Origin of the sequence: Paenibacillus psychroresistens, assembly GCF_009728935.1 — a bacterium.
GTDB lineage: Bacteria > Bacillota > Bacilli > Paenibacillales > NBRC-103111 > Paenibacillus_AC > Paenibacillus_AC psychroresistens.
Window position 1 is genome coordinate 4242911 of record NZ_CP034235.1, and the last position, 25220, is coordinate 4268130.

Genomic DNA, 25220 nt, shown 5'->3' on the forward strand with positions numbered 1-25220 from the left:
TATACCTTCTTATAATTTTAAAAAAGGTTAACTACGTGAGGTTGCTTAGTAACAAAGCCTTCAGCAAAGCTTATTTGACGCTTCTGCCCCAACAAGCGATCACGAGCTTCGATGGCTTGGAGAAAGCCTTGATTAATTGGAGTCTGGATATATTCTTCACCACTAGGCGCTGCTAGAAATTGCGTTCGATAAGCTCGCAAAGCATCCAGCTTATGTGGATAAAACTCTGTCACATCGACCATCAAATCCGTTGCATGCACATCATTAATAAAGTAAAAATATAATTGCTCCACTGTGGTTGCAGGTGTTTCCGGCAAATACTTGGGCAGCTTGGCATTGAATACAGCTTGCTGTACCAATTGGCTGCAGAGAATATGATCGGGGTGGCGATCCTCCCAATAAGGTGCAAAGACGAGTCTTGGTTTAAACTTACGGATCTCCAAAACAATGGCTTCAATCTGTTCCTGGCATACAAACAAACCACGATCAGGCAGTCCCAGATTAGTCCGTGCAGCTAACCCCAGAATCTGTGCAGCTGCCTCTGCTTCTTGCATTCGTGATTCTTTATTCCCATTGGATGACATTTCAGCATACGTCAAATCACATATGCCCACACGATAGCCTGCATTTGTATGCTTGTATATCGTAGCTCCCATGCCAATCTCAGCATCATCCGGATGTGCGCCAAAAATTAGAATATCGAGCTGTTGCGTCATAAGTCAATTCCTGGCTTATATTTATGAACTAGCTCTCTCCAGGCAAAATCGCCACGGTCCAAAGCCTTAACTAAAATTTCGGCAGTCGCAATATTGGTAGCAACCGGTATTCCTTGCACGTCGCACAAACGAAGCAAAGCGATAATATCCGGCTCATGTGGCTGCGCCATTAGTGGGTCTCTAAGAAAGATGATTAAGTCCATTTCATTCTTAGCCACCATCGCCCCAATTTGTTGATCTCCACCAAGCGGCCCTGACATAAATCGATGCACTTTCAAGCCGGTAGCTTCCATGATTCTTAATCCGGTCGTGCCCGTGCCAAATAAAGCATGCCCATCCGCAAAAACATGCTCGTAGGCAAGCACAAAATTAACCATTTCCTCTTTTTTACGATCATGTGCAATTAATCCTATATTCAATCCCATAAGGCAATCATCTCTCAATCAATGAAGTTTTCAAAGCCATAAACAAGTCCAGTGTAGCCCATTACTTTCTTTATTGCTATATTAACACCTGGCATATAACCAGCACGTTCATAAGAATCGTGGCGAATTTTCAAGGTTTGCCCATAGCCGCCAAAAATGACCTCTTGTTGCGCAAAAATACCAGGCAGACGCACACTATGAATCCGGAAGCCATCATAATAACCACCGCGACTGCCTTCGATGGTCTCTTCTTCCTTAGGATTGCCTTGACGAAGCTCTTGGCGAGCCTCTGAAATCATTTCGGCTGTCTTAATGGATGTTCCTGATGGCGCATCTAGCTTTTGATCGCCATGGTATTCAATAATTTCAACATGCGGCATATATTTAGCTGCTTGTGCAGCAAATTTCATCATTAGAATAGCCCCTATAGAGAAATTAGGCGCAATCAAACCACCGATTTCTTGAGCTTGGCAAAGCCTGTCCAATTCGGCGATATCTTCTGGAGTAAACCCAGTTGTACCAATTACCGGTCTGACCTTGTGTTTAATCGCTAATTTTGTATTGATAATTACTGATTGCGGGGTAGTAAAATCAACCATCACATCAGGCTTGGATTCAACTAATGCTAATTCTAGATCACTTTGGATTCGGATACCACATGCTTCTTTACCAGCAATTCTGCCAATATCCAAATCAATCGATGCCCGATCAATCGCAGCCACTAATTGCAGCTCTGGATCATCCAGCACCATTTTCACAACCTCTATACCCATTCTGCCTGTTGCCCCTGTTACAGCTACCTTGATCATATAGTCACCTATTCCCCTTATAGTAAAAACAGCATATGTAATTTATTCCAATTCCGTGTCTATTTTAGTCCAACGGTTGGCATCGCGGGTTTGAAACTTATGCATCACTTTATCGTGTGCTTCCGTTAGATCAATTCCCAGTGAGTTAGCAAAACATATGGTAATAAATAAGATATCCCCTAGCTCGAGCTCAATTGAATTATCTTCTTCTGTCGACTTCTTAGGCTTCTCGCCAAACTGATGATTCACTTCGCGAGCCAGCTCGCCAACTTCCTCAGACATCCGAGCCAGCAAGGAAAGCGGACTGAAGTAACCTTCTTTAAATTGAGCTATATAATCATCTACTTCTTGCTGTAATTCAAATAAGCTTTTTTTCAATAGGTATTCACTTCCTTCATCCACATTCTACTAAATTCTATGTTAACCCAAAGAGGATGTGAAAACAAATTATTTTCTATTCTGTCGAACAACAAAAAAAGGGTATAATGAATTCATTCACAGAATTAATTATACACTCTTCTAGAAGAAAGGAAATCTTTATGTCACAGCCCAAATGGATCATAATAATTAAGAATATGATTCCTGTAACTTTAGGAACTGCGCTTTATGCTTTTGGTTTACACTACTTTGTTATTTCCAATGAGCTTATGGAAGGTGGAGTAACTGGGATTGCCCTGCTAATCAATTATTCCGTGCATATCCCGCCGTCCATTACTACCTTAGCTTTAAACATCCCTTTATTCTTTCTCGGCTGGAGAACACTGGGTAGACATTCTATGCTTTATACATTATGGGGTACGCTCTCTTTATCTTTTTTCTTATGGGTAATGGAAACCTTGATTAGCCATGAATGGATCATCCCTTTTACCAGCGATCATGATTACTTATTGGCTGCCTTATATGCAGGCGTAACCTTGGGAAGCGGCTTAGGGCTTGTATTTCGCTTTGGAGCGACAACAGGCGGTACGGATATCATTGCCCAACTGGGCAATAGATGGCGTGGCTGGAGCGTTGGCCAGGTGATTCTCGTTTTTGATGCTGCCGTCATATTAGTTGCTTTATTCTACCTACCGCAAGAAAAAGTACTCTATAGCTTGATCTCGATTTTTATTTCCACGAGAATGATCGATTTCATTACACAAGGTGCTTATGCAGCAAAAGCCTTTACCATTATTACTGATAAGTTCCAGTTAATTACGGAAACCATCACAACGGAAATGGACCGTGGCGTTACGCTTTTTCCAGCGAGAGGCGCTTTTTCTAAAGAAACCAAAGAGGTTATCTATTGTATCGTATCTCGATCCGAAGTGAGAACCCTTAAATTAATCATTCATAGGATTGATCCCTCGGCTTTTATAATTATCAGCGATGTAAATGATGTGCTTGGTGAAGGCTTCCGAATAGAAAAACATTCGAAATGATGTTCTATTTACGATATATGGTAATGATATCATTTTTAGTTGCCCGCATTCTCCAAGCTGTATAACTCAGTATTATCATAATAATGGTTGCGAGAACGATCATCCAATGGTAGGAAGGCTCGTTTAGTTCCATAAAAGGTAGGTATGCCGATGCATCTGCTTTATTCTGAAACTGATCCTCCAGCACTTTTTGCAGCGCCTTAATGCCATGATTTAAGTTAGTCATGCTCATAGGAGCTGTTTGAAGCTCTTTTTGTACATAAACAAATGCAGAGTCTAATTTACTGGCCTCATTTTCTTGCAGACTTACTTGTAAGGCCGGTTTTAGTGATAGGTACAGATTCTTAAGATTAATGAAGGTTGTTTTTAGCTTATCCTGTTCTTTTTGCTTAATGGCTTTTTCCATTTGTAGCAAATGCTCCTGGACCACTTTGTTATATTGCAGCCAAAGTGGCGAACTGGCGTGAGTTAAGGCATCTGCCATTAATCGGATACGCGTAGATTGAAAAAGTGCTTCCTCTGTATTCAATTGAACGGCATTATAGACTTTTATAGCTTGCTGTAAGGTATCTGCTAGCGTTTTTACCCCTGTTGGTGTAGTAATTCCCTCCAATTGCATTTGGGGGAGCAGCTCGCTCATTTGAATGATTTTTTTACGTGCTTCTAAAAAATCTGCTTGTACTGTATCGGTATATACCTCATCACCTAATTGGCCAAATCTTTCCATTTGTTGAGTTGTTGCTACACTTGCTTCAACACCAATACTAACGCCTTGTTCTGTGCGGGTACACGCTGTTATTAGGAATACAACAAACAGTAATAGGAATCCATACCTTATCTGCCTAAAAAACATAGGACATCCCTCCTCCAATTAAAGATATGGGGGGATGTCCTATTTTAGACCCGATTTTTGAAATGAATAACGTATAAGCTTCCGAACAAAACGCAGGTGCAAATGCTTAAACCAATAGTAGCATTTTGCACAGAATCCAATATGGGGTATAACACATCTGGAAGCCATGGAAACACAGCATAATAATAATCAATATAATCATTGCCAAATATCCATAAAGCTGCAATTCCAAGCCCTATCCAGCCAATACGGAAAAATCGCAGGAATAACAAAGCTTCGATGGCCATACCACCATGTGAAATAGATAACATCCAATCCTGCCAATTCATTGGCTCACCCTTGAAAGCTGCCAGCAGAATAATCGCAACTGCCCAAATTCCATATTTAAAGGATGCCATGACTGCAAGCCCTTCAACAATACTACGCAGGAGATCTGCAGCTTTATTCCTATTATGTATAGTAGGTTTAATATAGCTATCGATTAGTAAATAAACCAAGGTCAGAGTGAAAAAGAAGCTTGCCGTTGGGCTATCAGGTACAAAAACAACCAGCCATAATGGCTTATCCGCAACTGTTTCCTGCATTTGATTCCAATACCATTCATAGCCGTATATGGTTCCCAATAAATTTACCCAAAAAAGCAGCCATAACATTCGTCTTGAGGTTAAAAATGCTTTGCTCCAAAAAAAAGCAAGTTGCACGGAAGAGTTCATTCTCAATTGCCTCCAAAAGTCAAAATCCGACAAAAAACCTGACCTATTGGTATAAGCTGAACGAAAAACATTTACTTTCGTCCAATTTATATCAAGGGTCAGGCGGTTTTTTTCTTTATTTTGCTGCTTTTTGTAAGGCTAACCAGCCAGCTAATTTGTCGATATCATCAGCCGTTAAGCCTCCAGCTATATTAGCGTCATATTGTGGACCCATTTTACCATTGCCATATCCGTTTTTAATGATATCCAAGATGGCTGCTTTATCATGCTTGTCGCCAATACCTAATAAAGCTGGAGCACCCATATTTTTATTACCTTTTAGATCTGTAGCATGACAAGCTACACAAGTAGCTTTCTGAAATATAGCTGCACCGGGATCATCTGAAGCAACAATAGCGGGAAGTGCTGCACTAGTACTGCCAGGAGCCGGCTTGCCACTTTGTTTAGCTTCTTCTATATCAAGCTCACGTTGAATGTGCTCAGGTATTTGACCGTTAGCCGTTAGCTCCTCTTGATAATGGTGCCAAGAAAATACGGTTAAATAAATGACTGCAAATAAGGTTAGAAACATCATACCCGAAGCGATAGGACGACGATAGAATCTGCGTTCCTTGCCAGTATCTAGGAAAGGGGCGATAATCAAGCCGCCAAACAGCAAGCCTGGAATAACTACGGTACCAAAAACAATAAAATCTCCAGAAGTATATGGATATTTAAGCAATTGATACATGAAAAGAAAATACCAGTCAGGCATAGGAATAAATGCGGTATTAGTTGGATCCGCTGGATAGCCTAGTGGAGGTGGATCAGACATCACCAACAATAGAATCCCAACCATACAAACAACAGCAACCATCCATTCCTTCAAAAGAAAGTTAGGAATAAAAACTTCAGATTTACCAGGATAAGCAGAAAAATCTTGCTGCTTAAGCTTTTCTGTTTTTACGCGAACTCGAGAGTCGCCAATGTAAACTATTTTTTCATCCGGTTTATTACCATGTGCCACGTTGAATCCTCCCTTCTTCTTATAGCGGTCCTGAAATGCCTTGTTTACGAATCATGAAAAAATGTCCACCCAACAATGCAAGCAGTACGCCGGGGAAAAAGAATACGTGTAAAGCAAAGAAACGAGTTAAAGTTTGTGCACCTACGATATCTCCACCTTGTAAAAACTTATTAACATAAGTTCCAAGAAAAGGAGCAGATCCAGCAATTTTCATACCAACCTGTGTAGCGAAGTAAGCTTTGTTATCCCAAGGAAGCAAATAACCGGTAAAACCTAAACCTAGCATAACTAGGAAAATCAACATTCCTACAACCCAGTTCATTTCACGTGGAGCTTTATAAGATCCAGTAAAGAAAACACGAAGCGTATGTAGAAACATCATAACGATAACTAAACTGGCTCCCCAATGATGCATACCACGTACGATAATCCCAAAAGCAACCTTATGCGTCAAAAAGTCTACGCTCTTGTAAGCATTCAGAATATCAGGCACATAATACATCGTTAGAAACATCCCTGATAAAATTTGAATAACTGTAATAAAAAACGTTAATCCACCAAAGCAATATACAAAGGCGGAAAAATGATGGGCAGGGTTTACATGCTCCGGAACCTCATGATCGGCTACGTCTCTCCACATCGGAGTGATGTCAAGACGTTCATCAATCCAGTTATAAACACTCTTTAGCATCTGATCTCTTCGCCTCCTTATTATTTAGCAACTTCATTTGCATGCAATTGACCCACATAGATGAAGCCATTCTCAGATTTCACACTGTACTGATCAAGAGGCAGCTTAGCAACTCTTAGTGCCTTGCCTTCTTTGGTATATTGCGCTCCGTGACAAGGACATCCGTATTGATCCTTATGCTCCGGATTTCCAGCCCATTTAACCGTACAGCCTAAATGCTTGCACGTTGGATTCAGTGCTAGAATAGATCCGTCAGCTTCTTTGGAAATCCAAGCTTCTAATTCTGGATCGCTCTCATACCAGCCATCAACTTGATGAATTTGGAATTTAAATGAAGCAGGCGTATCGGTAATTTTGCTTTCTTCTACAACTTTAACCCAATCTGCTTTGACTTTTGGCTGCAAGACTGGATCCACTGCAAATCGTACCATTGGAACCAACATTGTTGCTGCCAAGAAGCCTCCAGTTCCACCAAGTGTATAGGTTAGAAATTGGCGACGAGACATTTCTTTCTTAGCTTTTTGTCTGACATCTGAACCATGCGCTTCATGCGTTTTGTTATCGCTCATGTTATTGTTTAACCCCCTTTAACCGAACATATCACACGTCTTATCGACATAACATTACAATATACTAGGACACTAATAATAATAGCTCACGGCTACCTAAGCGTCAAGAATGTTAGGGCTCATTATTGTTGAAACCGTAAGTCCTATTGTTAAAATGGTAACGAAATTGTCACATGTATGCACTGGTTTATCCAACAACCTGCTCAACTAGCGTTCGCATTTTCTTTTCCAATCATACATGGCTTGGTTACAGATCTTAATTATTCCAAAGCTTTTGAACTTCCGAAACAACTTTTGCCCTAGCTTCGTTGATATCTGCTGTAAGATTCGAGGGTGAAAACAATAAATCTTGCCCTTTGAATGAAAGCTTAGCAAGCCTATCATCTGCTGTGATTAGAATAACATATTTAAATGAGTCCGCCTTTAACTTCTCACATAGGTTAGCCACAGCAGCTATCATCAGATTATCCTCTGATCCATATTGTACTGCTGGATAGGTGACTACCCTTCCCTTATAAGGTATCTCAACAAGGTCCATTATATCTCGTAGTTCTTCAAGTGCTCTTGTTACCGCCCATGGAGACTCTTCTCCTGATAATCCAGTCAATGGCAGCAAGCAAGTATCCAAATAAGGCTTCAATTCATCCCAATCATCCTGTTGAATTTCGTTAAATTTCATTGTTTGTTAGCTCCTGCCTGTATTCCAAACCTTTGATCACATAACTCTCCATGGTTTTCTTCATCCTTAGTAGATCTTGCTCAGTTAGTTCACGAATGACTCTAGCCGGCGAGCCAAATGAAAGGGTAAACGGGGGGATTCTGTAATTCTCAGTAACAATGGATCCAGCACCAATAAGCGCATATTCACCAATGTCAGCACCATTCAATACAATAGCGCCCATCCCAATCAGACTTCCTTTTGCAATACTACATCCGTGGATAATCGCTCCATGCCCTACTGAAACTTCATCATCGACCCAAAGCGGTTGATTTGTATTAACATGCCCCACACAACCATCTTGTATATTTGTTTTATGGCCTATATAGATCGGTGCTAGGTCTCCTCTTAGTACGGTATTGTACCAAATGGAAGCATCTTGATGAATGGTGACATCTCCAATAATTTGAGTGCCTTCAGCAAGAAAAACATCTTTTTCTATTGTAGGATATATTCCTTTATAACTGATTTGCATGTAGATCACTCCATTCCTAGGTATAATATGGGTTAAGTTTGGAGTGATTGTAGCAATAACCATTCTCTATTGTCAATGCAGAGATTTAGACGTTAGCTCGCTGTCTAATTCAATTGCTTCTTCTTCCGCAACATAAACCCCTTGAATCAAGCTGCTTCCCAATTTGCTTACCTGCAAGACAGGTCCCAGTGTAGCATCCTCTCCTAAACGGATTATTCCTAGATGAAGCAGCATCATAATCATTCTTTGGTTGTAAATCGACTCTGATGCATCGTAATAATAGGGTTTAATCAGTGGTTCTAATACTTCACCTAATGAGGATACTGCAACCCAAGATTTAGCCAAACGGTCAAACCATTGGACCAAGGATTGAATATTAGGAATCGCTCCCTTATAAAGCTTGATCCAGAACCGATACATCTGCAGCATATCCACCCGCTGATTAGCCGCAATCATCGCTTCCCCTGAAGCAGTTAAAACTAATAAATCACTTTTTTCAGCAATCAGATCATGAAAAAAACAATAATCATAGATAAACGAAAACCGACTGGGGTATTCCTTAAATTTACGCCCATAGCCAAAACGCCATGCTGTTTTAGTCACAGCTTCCTCCGATACCGAGAAATAATCATTAATAAGCTGCAGTGTCCTTTTATATAAATAGCCGTCTGCTGAAAGCTGAACTTCATTTTGTCCGATAAATTTAAGAAATAACGTAATATCATCACTTAATAGCCCCTGCTCATCCCGATAAACATTTGGATTTTCTGTCATGTAATAAATACGGGCTTTAAATCGCACTGTTAGTGCATCCATAATTTTTCGTTTCAAATCTACGGGTACATGGAATAGATATTTAGTTTGCTGCGCATGTCCATTAAATAACCAGCCTCGTTGCTTGAACTGAGTAATCACATTGCGCGGATTCCACTTATCATCTTCCACTGTCTCAAACTTAGATTGTTTAACTCTGGCTAACAAATCCTCAAGGCTATAAGCCCCCTTTTGATTGAAAACAAGATAATTAAGCAAGCGAATATCTTCTATTGCCAATGCATTCATCTGCTGTTCGAATGTATCTTTCTGATTTATCGCCACTAAAATAGATTGGATCAATTCATTTTTTGAATTTCCATTGCATTCACAAGCATAGTTTTTGGCAATCCGATTTAAATCATAAATATCCGCGTAACTTAGCATATCTGTGAGATTCATGTTATACCCTCCTAGAAATTTAGTAAGCCGTCTACTTAATTAACTGTCTAGTATTAAAATGGGTATAATTGGCGTTTTCTATTCCTTGGAATGAAAAAAAGCCTTCTTGGAAGAAGACTGCAGGACCTTATTATTTCTATTTACTGAGCTTTGTTTATTTGAACCAGTTGCCATTCTTAAAAATAGGCACTTTTTTACCATCTGGCAATAAGCCATCTATATCGAGGTTTGCACGGCCAATCATGAAATCAACGTGCGTTAAGCTTTCGTTTAATCCCTGTTCACGAAGCTGGTCTTGGCTCATACTAAGCCCCCCTTCCAGACAGAAAGGAAACGCAAAACCAATGGCTAAGTGGCAAGCAGCGTTCTCATCAAAGAGCGTATTATTAAAGATCAGGTTAGTATTCGATATAGGCGAATCCATTGGAACAAGAGCGAGCTCACCTAGGTAGTGAGAACCTTCATCAGTTTCTACAAGCTGCTTTAGTGCTTCGTATCCTTGCTCTGCCTGATATTCCGTGATTCTGCCATCTACAAAAGTGAACGAAAATTTATCAATTAGCTTCCCATGATAGCTAAGCGGCTTACTGCTCGAAACAATTCCATTCACACTAGTTCTAATCGGTGATGTAAAAACCTCTTCCGTTGGCATATTGGGAATGAACTCAGTTCCAGCTTCATTCACTGCTCCGGCAGATGCCCAGATATGCCCATCAGGCAAACCAATCGTTAAATCAGTTCCTGGGCTTCTAAAATGCAGCGATTTGAATCTTTGAGCATTCAACCATTTCGCTTTGGCTTGCAGCATTTGAGCATGCTCTCTCCATGTAATTACCGGCTGCATCACGTTTGCACGAGTCGCCATAAATATCGCCTCCCATAAGGCAGAGATGCGACTTCCTGCTTCTAAGTTTGGATATACAGTATCAGCCCAGGCTTGCGTTGGAACGGCAACAATGGACCATGCAACCTTGTTTTGCTGTAAAAATTCACGAAACGGTTGCAGTGCATGCTGCTGGGCATTATCCGATATAGCAATTCTCTGAGAATCGATTCCCTGCAGCAAATTCGGATCCTCCGCAACAATCCATAAAAAGGCCGCTCCCTCTTTAGCCATTTCAATTCTTCCAGTGATTCGCCATAATGGAAATTCAGCTAATGCCTCTTGAGGTGCGAGCTCCAATCTTGTCCGAGTAATTTGCTCGTCACTCCATTCAACATGCACGTAATTAGCTCCTATCCTATAAGCGTGCTCAGTCACCTTCCTTACAAACTCTACGGCAATGACAGGTGAAATAATACATAAGGTTTGCCCAGATTGCAGATTCACCCCAACTTCTACAGCTAACATCGCATATTTTTCAAAGCTATCATGAAAATCGCCCATTATTATAACCCCCAAATAGTTTATAACCATTTAATCTACCTTAATTTTAATTCAAAAAAATATCCAGTCCTCAAAATTCGAGTGCTGGATCGAAGATTATTGATTTATGATCGTGTTCTAGACAGCCAATTCATCGTTAGTAACGCACTGATTAGACCTAATAAAGAAAGAGCTAACCAATAGTTAGGAGTATGAATATAAATTAATTTAATCGGTTCTACTATTAATGCACTCGTGCTGGCTACTGCCGTTTGAGAAAATGCATTCTTCTCTGCAACAATTTCTGAGCTTGTTGTGATTCCCGCTGCACTAGCTATTGTATTAAATCCAGATGGCGACGCTTCTTCTGCACTCAATGTAATGTGGCTGGGATAAATCAAATTGAAAAGAAAGCTAACTACAAAAACAGCTAAACATAGGGCAATAATCGCAGTCAAATTTCGTCTTAACTTATAGGGAATCTGATAGATGCGATCCGTTACAGGAATTCGCCAGGATTCATCCTCATAAATCCGGTTCATTACTTTGTCAGCAATTGGTGTCGATTTTCTTGGCATCCGTGGAATATCTTGCATCGAACGAATTAGGTTCATACTCTCCGACCAAATTTCAAATTCTTCGGCGCAGACACGACATCGCAATATATGTTCATCCACACTTTTGCGACGCAAATCATCATCAGGGAGATCAAAATATATCCCAAACAATTCTTGAATGTCATCACACTTCATATCAATTCATCCCTTCATATTCTTCGAATAACGGATCTGCAAAATAAGGCTCTAGCTGAAGCTTGACACTTGCTCTCGCTCTGAATAGCAGAGATTTAACGGCACTGACCGTTTGCCCCAATATATTAGCAATCTCTTGATATTCCAATTGATCGTACTCTCTTAAAATGAGCGCTGATCTTTGCTTTTCTGGTAGATTATTAATAGCTTCCCGAACCATAGTTACTTTTTCATTTCTCAATAGAGTAGGCTCTGGCATAGCATCAAAAGATGCGTATGGAGTGTACCCTCCTTGATCTAAAGATACGGGATTGTTCTTATGCTGCTTTCTTAACTCGCTCAATACCGTGTTGCGTGCAATAGTATATAACCAAGTCGAAAAAGAGGCTTCAACCTCGCGAAAAGTTTGTAAGCTTCGATATGCTTTATAAAAAGTTTCCTGGCTCAAATCCTCAGCGACAGCTTCCATACCTGAACTTTTAAGCATATGAAAAATAAATGCGTAAATCTTTCGCTCATAGCGGCGCATCAGTTCAGCATAAAGTTCGGCATTGCCATCCTTAATTTCTCTAATTAACTGGGAATCGGTCATTACAAGCGATCCTCCTCGTAATCCCTCGGTTCCTCCCTGTCATTTAATACTAATTTTACTATGACGGGAGTAAAAAGTTGCGGCGATTTATAAATATAATAACTTATGTTAACAAAAGAATGAGAATAGTACAAATAAATGGAAATTATCTACCTAAAAACTCTGTAATTGTACAATTCTATAGGTTCGACTTTAAATCCTGCTTTTCGACATATTAAGATTATTTTTAGGACAACCTGATTTTGGGCAAAAAAAAGCCACCATCAACTGGTGGGAGCACATTGTGCAAAAAGGATAGGAGTGGAGAGAAACCATACTGTACTTTTATTATATTGTATCCGTTTACATTCTGTCAATACTTTTTTGTAAGCGATTTCTTATCATGAACAAGCGGGAGTCTCCACTCATCCTATTGATGAATGGAATACTCTGGCTTTAGCAACTCCATTGCACGATCCATATCCAATTCATTATGAAAGGACAATCGAAGTATACCTGGAACATCTTCTCTGCTTTCGTTAATTTGAATATTGCTGAGATTCACTCGATTGCTGCCTAATAATGTGGCAATTTGTCCAATTACACCTGGGTGATCTGGAACATCCACATAAACATCAAACATAGCATTCAGCATGCCTTTACGACGTTCTGGCAGCTTACTGCGGAAAGTTCGTGCACTCTCAAATTGCTGCTCAATAGCTCCCCCATCATCCGCTTCAATACTTAGCTTGAATTGCTCCATAGCTAAGCCCCAATCCTGAAGCAGCTTCAGCACGACTTTTTTATTATTCAGGAGGATATCTCGCCAAATAATCGGATCGCTGTTGGCTATGCGTGTAATATCACGAAAGCCGCCAGCAGCTAAGATTTGATAGAGATCATTGGACTCATTGTAACCTGCAATCTGATTAACAAGTGCGACTGCAATCATATGCGGCAAATGACTGATGGCTCCAACTATCTCATCATGAGATTCAGCATCTAATTGGATAATGTTCGCTTTTGTGTAGCTTAATAGATCAACCAATCGTTGGTAGACCTCAGGTGGTGTATGGGGAGCTGGTGACAGCACATAAAAAGCATTCTCATACAAATGAGCTGTTGCAGCTTCCACACCAGAGCGTTCAGAGCCTGCCATAGGATGGCCGCCAATGAAGTAAGCACCTTTTAAAGCCACCTGCGCTGCGTAAGCAACAATTGAAGCTTTAGTGCTTCCAACATCAGTAACAATACAGCCAGCCTTCAGCTTAAGCTCACTAAGCTGCTTAAAATAGCTCTCCAGCTGTCCCACTGGCACACAGAGAAATATAAAATCAGCATTATCTGCCGCTTCCTGCATCGAAGTTGTAGCATGATCAACAACATTGCTTTTCATATATTTATCCATGGATAGTGGATTATTCGAATGCCCGATCACATACACATTCGGTTTCCCTTTAAAGCAAAGGGCTAGCGAGCCGCCCATTAAACCTACGCCTAATATTGCTACTTTTATCATCTAATTCAACCTCTATCGATTAATTATGCCTGTACAGTCACATCTACAATAACCTGCTCTAGCATTTGGATAAATAATTCATTTTGTGCCTGACTGCCAACCGTAACTCGAATGGATGTAGGAAAGCCTAACATATGACCACCGCGAATAATAATCCCTTTACGCAATAACCCATCGAATACAAGTGCTGCTGGACGTTGAACATCAACCATTACAAAATTCCCATGAGCGGGGTAATAAGAAAATCCCAAGCGCGTGAATTGTTCCGTTAAATAGGCAATGCCAATCGCATTTGCTTTACGGCAATCATCGATAAATTGGGTATCCTTAAAAGCGGCAAGTGCGGCAGCTTGGGCAAATCTCGTCGTATTAAAAGGCTCGCGGACTTGGTTGACTGAACGTATTACCTCGGCGCGCCCAATACCGTATCCAATTCTTAAGGAAGCTAATCCATATATTTTGGAGAAAGTACGCAGAAGGATAATATTCGCGTGTTCTTTTAACAGTTGGAGCCCGTCTGGGTAAAGTCCTGATACATTATATTCTGCATAAGCTTCATCCAAAACAACAAGCACTTGTGGCGACACACGTTTCATAAAAGATTGTATCTCGTCATGCGTTAGCATAGTTCCTGTTGGATTATTGGGGTTGCAGATCCAGATTATCTTGGTCTTGGCAGTTACTTTGGCAAGCATTGCGTCAAGATCATGAGTACCTTCTTTCAAAGGGACTTCAATGCTAGTCGCACCTTCGATTTCGGCATTGTGCTTGTACTGGGGAAAAGTGTGAGTTGCCATAATATTCTCATCACCTGGCTCTAGAAAAGCTCGTGCCAGCATTAATATAATTTCATCTGACCCAGCCCCAAAAATAATTTGGTTAGTCTCCAAGCTATATTCTTGTGCAATTGCAGCAGTCAAACTTTGACTTGCTCCATCTGGGTACAAGCTGATTTGGTCCATTTCTGCTAGAATCGCTTCCTTGGCTTTTGGAGAGCAACCAAATGGATTCTCGTTCGAAGCAAGCTTAGTAACCTCTTTGAGACCTAATTCCTTCTTAACCTCTTCAATCGGTTTTCCTGGCTGGTAGACTGGCAAATGAACAATATTTTTCTTAGGTAACATGAATACGACACCTCGATTGGTAAATTTAATATCCGCAGAAATTTGTGTTTAATACGAGTTCAATTCTCTCACAAATTCACGAATTTGCAAGAGCCCCGCTTTTTGCTCAGCTTCATTCGTTGATTGCAGCTGTGGAATACACTCAGAAATTTTACGAACTAGTGCGCTGCCAACAACAACTCCATCACAAATTTGTGAGAAACGTGCGACTTGTTCACTGTTTGAGATTCCAAATCCGACTACAACAGGCAGATATGAACTGCGCTTAACCAACTCAATAAATTCGTTGATACCTGTATGGAATTGTGCGCGAGTTCCTGTTACTCCTAAGGAGGACACACAATAAATAAAGCCAGATGCACTATTGACGATTTTGGCGATTCTATCATTCGAGGTTGGAGCTACCAACGGTATCAAATGAATATTATGCTGTTGTGCAAGAGCCAGCACTTCTCCATTTTCTTCAACTGGTAAATCTGGAATGATAAGTCCACTAATTTCATTTTCACTAATAATTTTGAAAAACTTCTCTAAGCCTACCTGCAGAACAGGATTGTAGTAAGTAAATAGAATAAAAGGCAATTGACTGCCCTCTTCACGACAGGTTTTCGCAACTTGAATGCAATCCATGATCGTGATTTTATTCAACAAAGCACGCTGTGACGATTCTTGAATGACAGGTCCATCTGCCAATGGATCCGAATAAGGAACACCCAGCTCAATAATATCTGCTCCTGCTGCCTCTAATTCGTGAATGATCTTAACTGAGGTTGCCAAATTGGGGTCACCTATTGTTAAAAAAGGAAGCAAGGCTGCTTTTGAAATCGACTTCAGCTTAGCAAAGGTTTGATCAATGCGATTCATGCTTCAAACCTCCTAGATAAGTCATGATTGACTCTACATCTTTATCGCCTCTACCAGATAGGCTGACAATGATAATTTCTTCTTTGCTCATCGTAGGCGCGACTTTTAAGGTATGTGCAATCGCGTGTGCGCTTTCTAAAGCCGGAATAATCCCTTCCGTACGACTAAGCAGCTGCAAGGCATCTAGCGCTTCCTGATCCGTAATAGGCACATATTCAGCTCGTTTCGAATCTTTAAGATAAGCATGCTCAGGTCCGACACCTGGATAATCAAGTCCTGCAGAAATCGAGTGTGCTTCCTGCACTTGTCCGAATTCATCCTGCAGCAAATAACTCATTGAGCCTTGGAAAACACCATGTGTCCCCATCGTCATGGTTGCTGCATGTTTATCGGTATCAATCCCTTTACCAGAAGCTTCAACCCCAATCAAACGCACGGACTCATCTTGAACGAAGGGATAGAAGATCCCCATTGCATTACTTCCGCCACCGACACAAGCAATGACTACATCAGGCAATCTGCCTTCTTGCTCAATAATTTGTTTACGCGCTTCATCGCCAATAATACGTTGAAAATCTCGTACCATCATCGGATATGGATGCGGTCCAACCACGCTGCCAAGAATGTAATAAGTATCCTCAACATTACTAACCCAATAACGCAGTGTTTCATTGCCTGCATCCTTCAAAGTACGCGAGCCCGAGGTGACCGGAATAACCTCTGCCCCTAGTAAATTCATCCGGAAGACGTTCAATTGCTGCCTTTTAGTATCTTCTTCCCCCATAAACACTTTACATTCCATACCTAACAAGGCCGCTACGGTTGCAGTAGCCACACCATGTTGACCTGCACCGGTTTCAGCAATGATTTTCGTCTTCCCCATTCGCTTTGCTAGCAAGCCTTGAGCAATCGTATTATTAATTTTGTGAGCGCCAGTATGGTTTAAATCTTCACGTTTAAGATAGATCTTAGCTCCACCCAGCTTTTCAGTCAAATGCTGTGCATAATATAAAGAAGTAGGTCTGCCCGAATATTGCTTGAGTAAATAATTAACCTCATTAATGAATTCAGGGTCTTTGCTGTATTTATTATAAGCTTCTTCAAGCTCAATTAGAGCATTCATTAGGGTTTCTGGTACATATTTACCACCAAATTTACCGAATCGTCCATTCTCGTCTGGAACCTGCTTCATAACCCTTTCACCCTTTCTACAAATCGTTTTATTTTTAATGGATCCTTGCTGCCATCCGTTTCAACACCACTGGAGATATCAACACCATCCGGATGATAGTCAGCTATCAATTGTGACACGTTCTCTTCATCTAATCCGCCAGCTACAATCAGCTGCAAGCCGCGTTGTTTAGTCCATGCTAAATATTCTTTAATACAATGCCAGGCAAAGGTCTTGCCTGTTCCCCCACCCACAATAGGATCATACGTGTCCAGCAATATGGCATCCACTACACCTACGTAGGACTGTAACAGCCTCAGCTGCTGTTGAATTTGGCTAGACTCGGATACCGAGATGACTTTATATATTTTTACATCAAAAGTTTCTTTTATCCATTGGCAGAATTCTACAGGCTCTGGGCTGTGTAATTGAATAATATCCAATTTGGCTTTAGCCATGGTTTCGCTAATTAGCTCTTGAGTTGGGTTTACGAAAACACCAACAGTTTGAGGAGTGGTTAAGTCATGCTCAGCATAAACGTTTTTCAGCAAAGCAATCATTTCACCCGCTTGTTTAGGGGTAACCTGGCGTTTGCTTGGGGCGAAGATAAACCCGACCTGATCAATCGGCAACTCGGCTAGTGCTCGAACCGTATCTAGATTCATTATCCCGCAAATTTTAACGCTTGTTGTTGTCTTGATTTCCACGTCATTTTCCATTAACTAGCGCACCTCTTTTGGTATATACTTACCCATCATTTCTTCAACTGCAAGCTCCACATTGGCATTCCGCATAAAGGTTTCCCCAATCAGAACGGCATCTGCACCTACTTGACGAAGGTATTCAATCTCCTCGGCTTGAACAATCCCGCTTTCACTAACGATTGTTTTTCCAGCTGGGATCATGCCGATAAGCTGCTCCGTGGTCTTTAAATCCGTAACGAAGGTTTTCAAATTGCGGTTATTAATTCCAATTAAATCGGCATCCAGCTCTAACACACGTTCAAGCTCTTCACGGTCATGCACCTCAACCAACGCATCCAAACCAAGTGTACGGCTCAGCTGTAAGTATTCACGCATTTGCTCTGTTGTAAGTATGGCCGCAATCAATAAGATTGCATCCGCCCCTATTAAACGTGCTTCGAATATTTGGCGAAAATCGATGGTGAAGTCTTTACGCAGGATCGGAACTTTTACTTGCTGCCGAATCTCCGATAAATAGGAATTACTCCCTTGAAAATATTGCTCATCCGTTAAAACAGATATACAGTCCGCGCCCGCTGCTTCATAAGATTGAGCAAGCTCAACAGGGTTAAAATGCTCACGAATGAGCCCTTTGGAAGGTGAGGCTTTTTTCACCTCAGCAATTAAACCTGTTATCCGCTTGCGATCTGTTGATATGGCGCGAGCAAATCCTAAGCAAGGAGGCAGCTCTTGAATTTGTTTTTCTGCCATAGCTAGTGAAAAATTCAATTTAAGTGCTTCAACTTCAATTAATTTGGTTGCAACTATTTTATCGAGAAACATGGCTAAGCTCCCCTGTACAGCGAACCAAGTCCGCCAATTTCGTATTTGCTTTCCCAGAATCAATAATCGATCCCGCCAACTTTACACCCTCCTGCAAAGTTCCACACCGACCAGCTACGTAAAAGCATGCGCCTGCATTGGCCAAGATCACATCTCGCCTTGCTCCTAGCTCACCTTGAAAAATAGCACGTATGATCTCCGCATTCGTCTGGGCATCTCCGCCTTTAAGGTTGCTGATATCAGAAATACGCAGTCCGAGATCATCTGGAACAATTTGATAGGTCTTGATTACACCATTTTTCAGCTCCGTTACTTGAGTTGCTGCAGCAATACTAATTTCATCCAACCCATCTAAGCTGGCAACCACCAATCCGCGTTTGACGTTCAGTTCATGCATAACTTTAGCAATTAGCTCCGTCTTAGTTCGATCGAAGATACCTAAAAGCTGATGATCTGCACCAGCAGGATTGGTCAAAGGCCCTAATAAATTAAATATAGTACGAATGCCAATTTCTCGGCGTGGTACAGCTGCATGCTTCATTGACTGATGGAATTGCTGAGCGAACATGAAACATATTCCAACCTGAGCCAAGCATTGAGCTGCTTGCTCACCATTCAATTGAATATTCACACCTAATGCTTCAAGTACATCTGCACTTCCACTTTTACTGGACATGGCACGATTACCATGCTTGGCTACTCTAATCCCACCTGCAGCAGCAACAAGTGCTGAAGCGGTTGAGATATTAAACGTATCCGAGCCATCTCCCCCCGTTCCACAGGTATCTAATAAATTAGTGTTATCTGTGATCACACGATCCGATTTGCTGCGCATCGATTCAGCAAAACCCGTAATTTCTTCGCTTGTTTCACCCTTCATTCGCAGTGCAGTTACTAGGCTCGCAATCTGAGCTGGAGTTGCGTTACCCTCCATAATACCTGCCATCACAAGCTTGGCTTCAGCACGCTCTAAATGAACACCACTAACGATTTGAGATATGGCTTGCTGAATGGTAAATTGACTTTCCATATATGGATTCCCCCTAAAAGTTTGCCTTGGCAAACTGGCATCGTAAGCATAATCTAAGAGTTCACGTAATAATCTTGATTGATTGGTGATTGAATGGTCCGTTCGGCAAATATCACTTCAGCCATGCGAATCGATTTCAATAATGCTTTGGCCTTGTTGACTGTTTCCTCGTATTCCTTCTCTGGAATAGAATCCCACACAATGCCTGCTCCTGCTTGTACATAGGCTTTTCCATTCTTGAAAATAATCGTCCGAATGGTAATACAGGTATCCATATTACCAGTGAAGCCTAGATAACCTATCGCTCCTGCGTAAGCGCCTCTATATTCATTCTCAAGCTCAGCAATAATTTGCATAGCGCGCAATTTAGGTGCACCTGACACTGTTCCTGCTGGCATACAAGAGAGGAATGCATCAAAAAAGTCTTTATCGGGGCTTATCTTGCCAATTACATTGGAAACAATATGCATCACATGCGAATACCGTTCAATTTCCATAAAAGAATCGACTTTTACGCTGCCGAATTCAGATACACGCCCAATGTCATTCCGTCCCAAATCTACTAGCATCAAATGCTCAGCGCGTTCTTTTTCATCTGCCAGTAATTCTGCTGCAAGTGCTTCGTCTTCCTCAGGTGTGGCTCCACGTGGTCTCGTACCGGCGATAGGCCGTGTTTCTACCTTCTCGTCCTCAACACGTACAAGCAATTCTGGTGAAGTGCCCACGATAACCTCATCGTCCATTTTCAAAACATACATATATGGGGAAGGATTCATCGAACGCAAGACTCGATACACATGTAAAGGTGAAACATCCGTTGTAATTTCAAATCTCTGTGATAAGACCACTTGAAAAATATCACCTGCACGAATATATTCCTTAGCTTGCTCCACGTTCGAGATATATTGTTCTTTGGTTATATTGGATTGAATCTCACCTAACTCAACATCTCGCGGAATCGATTGTTGTGCCAGCGGTGACTTTAACTGCGGTTTCCCAAGTCTTACGACCGTTGCATCTATCTTCGCACAAGCCACTTGGTAGGCTTCTGCAATATCATTAGGCAAAGCATGCTGCGGAATATGCACATTGGCAATGACTTTGATTTGTTGTTTAAAATGATCGAAAACAATCACCTGATCACAAAACATAAATTGAATATCATTCATCTGTAAATCATCCACTCGGTGCTTAGGCAGTTTTTCGTAATATTGCAGCAGGTCATATCCAAAAAAACCAACTGCTCCTCCTGTAAATCTTGGTAAATCCGGCAACGATGGACTTCTATATGAACGTAGATAGGACTTCAAGACTTCAATTGGTTTTTCATCTGTTACTTTCTTTTCGACACCGGTGTCAATAACGGTTTGCCCATTCTTGGCTTGAATCATTAAGAAAGGATCTGTACCAATGAAAGAGTATCTCGCCCATTTGACTCCCCCCTCTACACTTTCCAAAAGAAAAGCTTTCGGCTCATCATAGAAATGCTGGAAGACACGAATTGGTGTTTCTGTATCCGCCATTAAATCACGAGCTAGGGGGATTAAATTGTATTGCTCAGCCAAGCGACTTACCTCTTTAAGCTCCAATGAATACGTCATAACCATCGCTCCTTTATATTTTTCCATTAAAAAACCTCTACATCAAAGTAGAGGTGTGAGTGAAATATTCGCGTATTGTCCGAAGCAATAAGAATAGAACTAGCTATTATCCAGCTATCCTATCTTCAACAATCGGTTACACTAATCTCAACTCAACTCACCTATACAATTCACATTCAACACTATTGTTGAGGTTACTTGTATAGCTGTTTTTCTCAGCTCAACTCTTTCTTACTATACAACAATAATAGGAATTAGGTCAATTTGTTTTGCTGACAATATCAGGACGCAAAATTTTGGCTTCATTCAAATAAATATGATTGATTTGTTTTTGAGTCTTAGTAGTATTCACATGAACCATTAATCGGATACAAAGCGGTAAGCTAGGTTTAACCGGGATCTCAAGGGAGCACATCAGCGGGACTAGCTCCCAGCCATTCATTAGACGAATAGCTCGTGCTGGAAATGTTGCAGTTAAATCTTCTGTTGTGGTTACGAACACACTGCAAATATCATCAGGCACTACTTGATTCTCCGCTATTATATGTAACAACAATTCCGTTGTCGCTGCAAGAATTTCTTTCTCTTCATTGTTCTTAACCGTTGTGGCTCCACGAATTCCTCTTACAAACATCCCTTATTCCTCCTGCTTTAGTTGTTCTAGGACTTGGCTCACTTGCTCAAGCGTCACTTGGTTACTGATTTCAACTTCACCAATCTCTGTAGGAATAATAAAGGTCATACGGCCTGAATCAAATTTTTTGTCATGCATCATAGCCACCATTATCTCATCAATATCCAATTGCTTGGGCAGCTGAATGGGTAAACCAAGCTTACGAAGAATCCGTTTAGTTTCGGTATAGATATGCTCTGGATTACCCAGTAGCACGGATAACCTAGCCGCCCCAACCATCCCGATAGAAATGGCTTCTCCATGCAATAACCCATTATATTTAGCCACGGCTTCTAATGCATGTCCAATTGTATGTCCCAAATTGAGAATGGCTCGCAGATTGTTCTCTCGTTCATCTTGAGAAACAATGATCGATTTAATCCGACACCCATGATAAAGCGCAAATTCCAACGCTTCACTATCTAACTCTAGCAGTTTATAGGCATTATGATCAATCCAAGCAACAAAATCAGCATCGCGGATAAACCCATGCTTAATCACTTCGGATAATCCTGCTTTAATCTGCCTCTCTGGCAGTGTACGAAGGGTAGCAATATCATACAAAACAAGCTCAGGCTGATGAAAAGCACCAATAATATTCTTAGCTAATGGATGATTAACGGCAACCTTGCCCCCGACACTGCTATCGTGTGCGAGGATCGTCGTCGGGATTTGCACGAAGGCAATACCACGCATGTAGCTCGCTGCAACATACCCAGCCAAATCACCAACAACTCCGCCACCTAGGGCAACAACTGTTGACTTACGATCCAATCCTGATTCGATCGCTACTGTAATTAGATCCTCAAATTGTGCTATTGATTTAGACTTTTCCCCAGCTGGAATAATCGAAGAAACAACTTGGAAGCCGCCTTTTAATAGAAGCTCCAAGACCTTATCTAAATGAAATTCAGCTACCTGATCATCTGTAACTAATAAAATCGGTGAAAGCTTGCTAATACGATGTTTATTGAATAAATCAACAATATCATCCAGTATTCCTTCACCTATATAAATCGGATAAGAACGTTCTCCTAAATCTACTTTTAATTCCATCATTTTAGTAGGACTCCACTTGCGCTTTATAGTTAGCTAAATTGGCATGAATTTCTTCAATCGAATCCCCGCCAAACTTCTCTAAAAAGGCATGCGCTACTTCCCAAGCTATGATATTCTCCATAATGACACCAGCTGCAGGTACAGCGCAGGTATCTGAACGCTCGACTTGTGCAGTAAAAGGTTCTTTAGTATCGATATCCACACTTTGCAATGCTTTGTATAGGGTTGAGATTGGCTTCATTACTCCACGAACTACAATCGGTTCACCTGTTGTCATTCCGCCTTCAAACCCTCCAGCACGATTAGAAGCACGGTAAAAGCCATTTCCTTCTGTATACATGATCTCATCATGCACTTTGGAGCCTCTTTGTTTCGCCGCTTCGAAACCTATGCCAAATTCCACACCTTTAAAAGCTTGAATGGAAACAACAGCTTGTGCGATACGGCCATCCAGCTTGCGATCCCATTGCACATGACTGCCAAGGCCAACGGGCACACCTTCGACGATAACTTCAACAATTCCACCTAGCGTATCGCCATCTTCTTTAGCAGCATCAATAGCTGCAATCATCAATAGCTCTGCATCTTTATCTACAACGCGTACAGGAGAAGCTTCCGTCAAACGCTGTAACTCATCAATAGGCAAGTCCACGCGTTTCACTTCTATATCACCAATTCGCAATACTTGACCTGCCACTTTAATCCCAAATTCGGCTAAAAATTGTCTTGCAACAGCCCCAACAGCAACACGTACCGTTGTTTCACGCGCACTTGAGCGTTCAAGAATATTACGTAAATCCTTTTGATTGTACTTCAGACCCCCGTTTAAATCCGCATGGCCAGGACGCGGACGATGTACACGGCGACGGCCTTCATTATCCTCATCTACAGGCTCAGCGCCCATAACCTTAGTCCAATGCTTCCAGTCATTATTCTCTACGACAAGAGCAATTGGAGCGCCGGTTGATTTACCATGGCGAACTCCGCCAACCAGATTTACTGTATCTTTTTCAATCTGCATTCTTAATCCGCGGCCATACCCTTTTTGACGACGACCCAATTGTTCATTTATTGCTTCTGCACTAATTAGTAAGTTGCTTGGCATTCCCTCTATAATGGCTGTAAGCTGTGGTCCGTGTGTCTCTCCCGCTGTTAAATATCTCATATAGATCCCCCTAAAATATATACCGTTCAAAGTATGTATAATTATAGTATAGCGCTTCCCGTTTGACAAGAAAATAGACGGTTCACAAGTATATAATACAAAAAAAAGCATCCAATTTCGCCTAATGCGAAGCTTGAGGTGCTTTTTAGCAAAGCGTTTTAATGAATGGACTGCTTGATCAGATGATCGGGTAGATCTTCTTTCATGGGCTCAGTTACTAGAGAAATAACCTGCTTAGGATCAAGCCCAAGTATTTGTGCGCACTCTTGAATGGTTATGAAACCTCTTCGGTAGGCAGTTATGACTTTACGCTTATCCAAACTGAAAGCCTCCCTTAAACACGCCTGATAAGCCTAGTATAGGAATATTAGGAAAACGTTATACACCTTTATTTCTTGCGATAGAAAAAAGTATCAACAGGCTCTAAATTATATTGACCTGGAGTAAAGATTTGCTCCGTGCTTCCAACAAAGAGAATCCCGCCTGGTCTAAGGGCATGTGCAAATTTCTGATATAGCAAATGCTTGGCTTCCTCAGTAAAATAAATCATCACATTTCGGCAAACAATAAGATCATGGTTGATTTCAAATTTATCAAGTAATAAATTTTGTTTTTGAAACTTGACCGCAGCTTTAAGATCGGATGTAATATTATACATGATTCCATTTTGCTTAAAATATTTTTTTAGATAGTTTGCCGGCACATCTCGAATCGAACGATCCAAATAAATTCCAGCCCGCGCTTTTTCTAACGCACCATCATCGATATCTGTTGCGCTAACTTGAATATCCTGCAGTCCTCCGCGCGTTTCAGCAATAATCATCGCTAGTGTATAGGGCTCTTCTCCGGTAGAACAAGCAGCACTCCAGCATTTGATCTTACGATTTTGCTGCAGCATCTCGGGAATGAACTTCTTCTCAAGGATCTCCCAACGATTCGCATTACGCCAGAACTCAGAAACGTTTATCGTCATGCGATCTAGAAACTCGTACAATAAATTCTTATCCTTAGATATAGCTTCGTAGAAAGCAACGAATGTTGAAAACCCCTTTTTTGTTCTTAAGGTAGTTAATCGCCTTCTCATTTGTGCTTCCTTATATTGATTAAGATCAATCGTTGTAAACTCTTTAATCTTTTTGACAAATAACGCGAAATCCTCATCATCGTTCATCCAATAATACCCACTTT

At 41.1% G+C, this 25220-nt stretch carries 29 protein-coding genes; 1 reads left to right on the plus strand and 28 read right to left on the minus strand.

Features of this window, described 5'->3' with window-relative positions; all coding sequences use genetic code 11:
* Window positions 1-17: 17 nt before the first annotated feature.
* Genes bshB1 through EHS13_RS19240 form a run of 4 tightly spaced genes read right to left on the minus strand, consistent with a single transcriptional unit; the run spans window position 18 to window position 2328 of the window.
* Entirely contained in the window at window positions 18-716 is a 699-nt protein-coding gene (gene bshB1 / locus EHS13_RS19225; RefSeq protein WP_155701928.1) for a bacillithiol biosynthesis deacetylase BshB1, read from the minus strand.
* Window positions 713-1141, minus strand: coding sequence for a methylglyoxal synthase (locus tag EHS13_RS19230; protein WP_155701930.1), 429 nt, complete (start codon window positions 1139-1141; stop codon window positions 713-715). Before EHS13_RS19230 ends, bshB1 begins: the two co-directional genes overlap by 4 nt.
* A 14-nt stretch (window positions 1142-1155) precedes the next feature.
* The gene (gene dapB / locus EHS13_RS19235) at window positions 1156-1950 is read right to left on the minus strand and encodes a 4-hydroxy-tetrahydrodipicolinate reductase (protein WP_193571430.1); all 795 of its coding nucleotides are present in this window, start codon (window positions 1948-1950) and stop codon (window positions 1156-1158) included.
* A 42-nt stretch (window positions 1951-1992) separates the two neighbouring features.
* A complete protein-coding gene (locus tag EHS13_RS19240; RefSeq protein ID WP_155701933.1) occupies window positions 1993-2328 on the minus strand; it encodes a nucleotide pyrophosphohydrolase in 336 nt (111 codons plus the stop codon).
* 161 nt (window positions 2329-2489) lie between these two features.
* Here EHS13_RS19240 and EHS13_RS19245 point away from each other — a divergent pair, with 161 nt between their 5' ends.
* Window positions 2490-3371 (plus strand): YitT family protein, encoded by an 882-nt coding sequence (locus EHS13_RS19245; protein WP_155701935.1) that lies wholly within the window; start codon window positions 2490-2492, stop codon window positions 3369-3371.
* Between the two features lie 4 nt (window positions 3372-3375).
* Here the strand turns inward: EHS13_RS19245 and EHS13_RS19250 are convergent, their stop codons facing one another.
* The 24 genes from EHS13_RS19250 to EHS13_RS19360 form a co-directional block, all read right to left on the minus strand.
* Entirely contained in the window at window positions 3376-4224 is an 849-nt protein-coding gene (locus tag EHS13_RS19250) for a sporulation protein YpjB (RefSeq protein ID WP_155701937.1), read from the minus strand.
* Between the two features lie 44 nt (window positions 4225-4268).
* Window positions 4269-4937, minus strand: coding sequence for a DUF1405 domain-containing protein (locus EHS13_RS19255; RefSeq protein WP_155701938.1), 669 nt, complete (start codon window positions 4935-4937; stop codon window positions 4269-4271).
* A 115-nt stretch (window positions 4938-5052) separates the two neighbouring features.
* Entirely contained in the window at window positions 5053-5943 is an 891-nt protein-coding gene (locus EHS13_RS19260; protein ID WP_155701940.1) for a c-type cytochrome, read from the minus strand.
* A 19-nt stretch (window positions 5944-5962) separates the two neighbouring features.
* A complete protein-coding gene (gene qcrB / locus EHS13_RS19265; protein WP_155701941.1) occupies window positions 5963-6634 on the minus strand; it encodes a menaquinol-cytochrome c reductase cytochrome b subunit in 672 nt (223 codons plus the stop codon).
* Between the two features lie 20 nt (window positions 6635-6654).
* Complete coding sequence (locus EHS13_RS19270) at window positions 6655-7203, minus strand: Rieske (2Fe-2S) protein (protein ID WP_155701943.1); 549 nt, start codon at window positions 7201-7203, stop codon at window positions 6655-6657.
* A gap of 256 nt (window positions 7204-7459) precedes the next feature.
* Window positions 7460-7882, minus strand: coding sequence for a DUF2487 family protein (locus EHS13_RS19275; protein WP_155701944.1), 423 nt, complete (start codon window positions 7880-7882; stop codon window positions 7460-7462).
* A complete protein-coding gene (locus EHS13_RS19280; RefSeq protein ID WP_155701945.1) occupies window positions 7872-8396 on the minus strand; it encodes a gamma carbonic anhydrase family protein in 525 nt (174 codons plus the stop codon). Before EHS13_RS19280 ends, EHS13_RS19275 begins: the two co-directional genes overlap by 11 nt.
* A gap of 72 nt (window positions 8397-8468) precedes the next feature.
* Window positions 8469-9611: a hypothetical protein gene (locus EHS13_RS19285; RefSeq protein ID WP_155701946.1), complete on the minus strand. Its 1143-nt coding sequence runs from the start codon at window positions 9609-9611 to the stop codon at window positions 8469-8471.
* 154 nt (window positions 9612-9765) lie between these two features.
* Window positions 9766-10998: an aminopeptidase gene (locus EHS13_RS19290; RefSeq protein WP_155701948.1), complete on the minus strand. Its 1233-nt coding sequence runs from the start codon at window positions 10996-10998 to the stop codon at window positions 9766-9768.
* Window positions 10999-11102: 104 nt separating this feature from the next.
* Complete coding sequence (locus EHS13_RS19295; RefSeq protein ID WP_155701949.1) at window positions 11103-11729, minus strand: anti-sigma factor family protein; 627 nt, start codon at window positions 11727-11729, stop codon at window positions 11103-11105.
* A gap of 1 nt (window position 11730) precedes the next feature.
* Window positions 11731-12321: an RNA polymerase sigma factor gene (locus tag EHS13_RS19300; protein WP_155701950.1), complete on the minus strand. Its 591-nt coding sequence runs from the start codon at window positions 12319-12321 to the stop codon at window positions 11731-11733.
* Between the two features lie 409 nt (window positions 12322-12730).
* Window positions 12731-13819 carry a prephenate dehydrogenase gene (locus tag EHS13_RS19305; RefSeq protein ID WP_155701952.1) on the minus strand — a complete coding sequence of 363 codons (1089 nt, stop codon included), beginning with the start codon at window positions 13817-13819 and terminating at the stop codon, window positions 12731-12733.
* A 23-nt stretch (window positions 13820-13842) separates the two neighbouring features.
* The gene (gene hisC / locus EHS13_RS19310; protein WP_155701953.1) at window positions 13843-14943 is read right to left on the minus strand and encodes a histidinol-phosphate transaminase; all 1101 of its coding nucleotides are present in this window, start codon (window positions 14941-14943) and stop codon (window positions 13843-13845) included.
* 48 nt (window positions 14944-14991) lie between these two features.
* On the minus strand, window positions 14992-15807 hold the full coding sequence (gene trpA, locus EHS13_RS19315) for a tryptophan synthase subunit alpha (protein ID WP_155701954.1): 816 nt from the start codon (window positions 15805-15807) through the stop codon (window positions 14992-14994).
* On the minus strand, window positions 15794-16999 hold the full coding sequence (gene trpB / locus EHS13_RS19320; protein ID WP_155701956.1) for a tryptophan synthase subunit beta: 1206 nt from the start codon (window positions 16997-16999) through the stop codon (window positions 15794-15796). The genes trpA and trpB overlap by 14 nt, the downstream gene beginning before the upstream one ends.
* Window positions 16996-17697, minus strand: coding sequence for a phosphoribosylanthranilate isomerase (locus tag EHS13_RS19325; RefSeq protein ID WP_155701957.1), 702 nt, complete (start codon window positions 17695-17697; stop codon window positions 16996-16998). Before EHS13_RS19325 ends, trpB begins: the two co-directional genes overlap by 4 nt.
* A 3-nt stretch (window positions 17698-17700) precedes the next feature.
* Window positions 17701-18504 carry an indole-3-glycerol phosphate synthase TrpC gene (gene trpC, locus EHS13_RS19330; RefSeq protein ID WP_155701958.1) on the minus strand — a complete coding sequence of 268 codons (804 nt, stop codon included), beginning with the start codon at window positions 18502-18504 and terminating at the stop codon, window positions 17701-17703.
* Window positions 18491-19534, minus strand: a complete 1044-nt coding sequence (gene trpD, locus EHS13_RS19335; RefSeq protein ID WP_155701959.1) for an anthranilate phosphoribosyltransferase — start codon at window positions 19532-19534, stop codon at window positions 18491-18493. The genes trpC and trpD overlap by 14 nt, the downstream gene beginning before the upstream one ends.
* A gap of 53 nt (window positions 19535-19587) precedes the next feature.
* Window positions 19588-21162 (minus strand): anthranilate synthase component I, encoded by a 1575-nt coding sequence (gene trpE / locus EHS13_RS19340; protein ID WP_227013438.1) that lies wholly within the window; start codon window positions 21160-21162, stop codon window positions 19588-19590.
* 232 nt (window positions 21163-21394) lie between these two features.
* Window positions 21395-21769 carry a chorismate mutase gene (aroH, locus tag EHS13_RS19345; protein ID WP_155701960.1) on the minus strand — a complete coding sequence of 125 codons (375 nt, stop codon included), beginning with the start codon at window positions 21767-21769 and terminating at the stop codon, window positions 21395-21397.
* A gap of 3 nt (window positions 21770-21772) precedes the next feature.
* Window positions 21773-22867 (minus strand): 3-dehydroquinate synthase, encoded by a 1095-nt coding sequence (gene aroB, locus EHS13_RS19350; protein WP_155701961.1) that lies wholly within the window; start codon window positions 22865-22867, stop codon window positions 21773-21775.
* A gap of 1 nt (window position 22868) precedes the next feature.
* Window positions 22869-24032 carry a chorismate synthase gene (gene aroC / locus EHS13_RS19355; protein ID WP_155701963.1) on the minus strand — a complete coding sequence of 388 codons (1164 nt, stop codon included), beginning with the start codon at window positions 24030-24032 and terminating at the stop codon, window positions 22869-22871.
* Window positions 24033-24190: 158 nt separating this feature from the next.
* Window positions 24191-24352, minus strand: a complete 162-nt coding sequence (locus EHS13_RS36445; protein ID WP_193571431.1) for a hypothetical protein — start codon at window positions 24350-24352, stop codon at window positions 24191-24193.
* 68 nt (window positions 24353-24420) lie between these two features.
* Window positions 24421-25203, minus strand: a complete 783-nt coding sequence (locus EHS13_RS19360; protein WP_155701965.1) for a CheR family methyltransferase — start codon at window positions 25201-25203, stop codon at window positions 24421-24423.
* Window positions 25204-25220 lie beyond the last annotated feature (17 nt).

Coding starts and splice junctions, on each gene's coding strand:
- bshB1 (WP_155701928.1), bottom strand. CDS start 716: ATGACGCAACAGCTCGATATTCTAATTTTTGGCGCACATCCGGATGAT.
- EHS13_RS19230 (WP_155701930.1), bottom strand. CDS start 1,141: ATGGGATTGAATATAGGATTAATTGCACATGATCGTAAAAAAGAGGAA.
- dapB (WP_193571430.1), bottom strand. CDS start 1,950: ATGATCAAGGTAGCTGTAACAGGGGCAACAGGCAGAATGGGTATAGAG.
- EHS13_RS19245 (WP_155701935.1), top strand. CDS start 2,490: ATGTCACAGCCCAAATGGATCATAATAATTAAGAATATGATTCCTGTA.
- EHS13_RS19250 (WP_155701937.1), bottom strand. CDS start 4,224: ATGTTTTTTAGGCAGATAAGGTATGGATTCCTATTACTGTTTGTTGTA.
- EHS13_RS19255 (WP_155701938.1), bottom strand. CDS start 4,937: ATGAACTCTTCCGTGCAACTTGCTTTTTTTTGGAGCAAAGCATTTTTA.
- qcrB (WP_155701941.1), bottom strand. CDS start 6,634: ATGCTAAAGAGTGTTTATAACTGGATTGATGAACGTCTTGACATCACT.
- EHS13_RS19270 (WP_155701943.1), bottom strand. CDS start 7,203: ATGAGCGATAACAAAACGCATGAAGCGCATGGTTCAGATGTCAGACAA.
- EHS13_RS19275 (WP_155701944.1), bottom strand. CDS start 7,882: ATGAAATTTAACGAAATTCAACAGGATGATTGGGATGAATTGAAGCCT.
- EHS13_RS19280 (WP_155701945.1), bottom strand. CDS start 8,396: ATGCAAATCAGTTATAAAGGAATATATCCTACAATAGAAAAAGATGTT.
- EHS13_RS19285 (WP_155701946.1), bottom strand. CDS start 9,611: ATGAATCTCACAGATATGCTAAGTTACGCGGATATTTATGATTTAAAT.
- EHS13_RS19290 (WP_155701948.1), bottom strand. CDS start 10,998: ATGGGCGATTTTCATGATAGCTTTGAAAAATATGCGATGTTAGCTGTA.
- EHS13_RS19295 (WP_155701949.1), bottom strand. CDS start 11,729: ATGAAGTGTGATGACATTCAAGAATTGTTTGGGATATATTTTGATCTC.
- EHS13_RS19300 (WP_155701950.1), bottom strand. CDS start 12,321: ATGACCGATTCCCAGTTAATTAGAGAAATTAAGGATGGCAATGCCGAA.
- EHS13_RS19305 (WP_155701952.1), bottom strand. CDS start 13,819: ATGATAAAAGTAGCAATATTAGGCGTAGGTTTAATGGGCGGCTCGCTA.
- hisC (WP_155701953.1), bottom strand. CDS start 14,943: ATGTTACCTAAGAAAAATATTGTTCATTTGCCAGTCTACCAGCCAGGA.
- trpA (WP_155701954.1), bottom strand. CDS start 15,807: ATGAATCGCATTGATCAAACCTTTGCTAAGCTGAAGTCGATTTCAAAA.
- trpB (WP_155701956.1), bottom strand. CDS start 16,999: ATGAAGCAGGTTCCAGACGAGAATGGACGATTCGGTAAATTTGGTGGT.
- EHS13_RS19325 (WP_155701957.1), bottom strand. CDS start 17,697: ATGGAAAATGACGTGGAAATCAAGACAACAACAAGCGTTAAAATTTGC.
- trpC (WP_155701958.1), bottom strand. CDS start 18,504: ATGTTTCTCGATAAAATAGTTGCAACCAAATTAATTGAAGTTGAAGCA.
- trpD (WP_155701959.1), bottom strand. CDS start 19,534: ATGGAAAGTCAATTTACCATTCAGCAAGCCATATCTCAAATCGTTAGT.
- trpE (WP_227013438.1), bottom strand. CDS start 21,162: ATGGAAAAATATAAAGGAGCGATGGTTATGACGTATTCATTGGAGCTT.
- aroH (WP_155701960.1), bottom strand. CDS start 21,769: ATGTTTGTAAGAGGAATTCGTGGAGCCACAACGGTTAAGAACAATGAA.
- aroB (WP_155701961.1), bottom strand. CDS start 22,867: ATGATGGAATTAAAAGTAGATTTAGGAGAACGTTCTTATCCGATTTAT.
- aroC (WP_155701963.1), bottom strand. CDS start 24,032: ATGAGATATTTAACAGCGGGAGAGACACACGGACCACAGCTTACAGCC.
- EHS13_RS19360 (WP_155701965.1), bottom strand. CDS start 25,203: ATGAACGATGATGAGGATTTCGCGTTATTTGTCAAAAAGATTAAAGAG.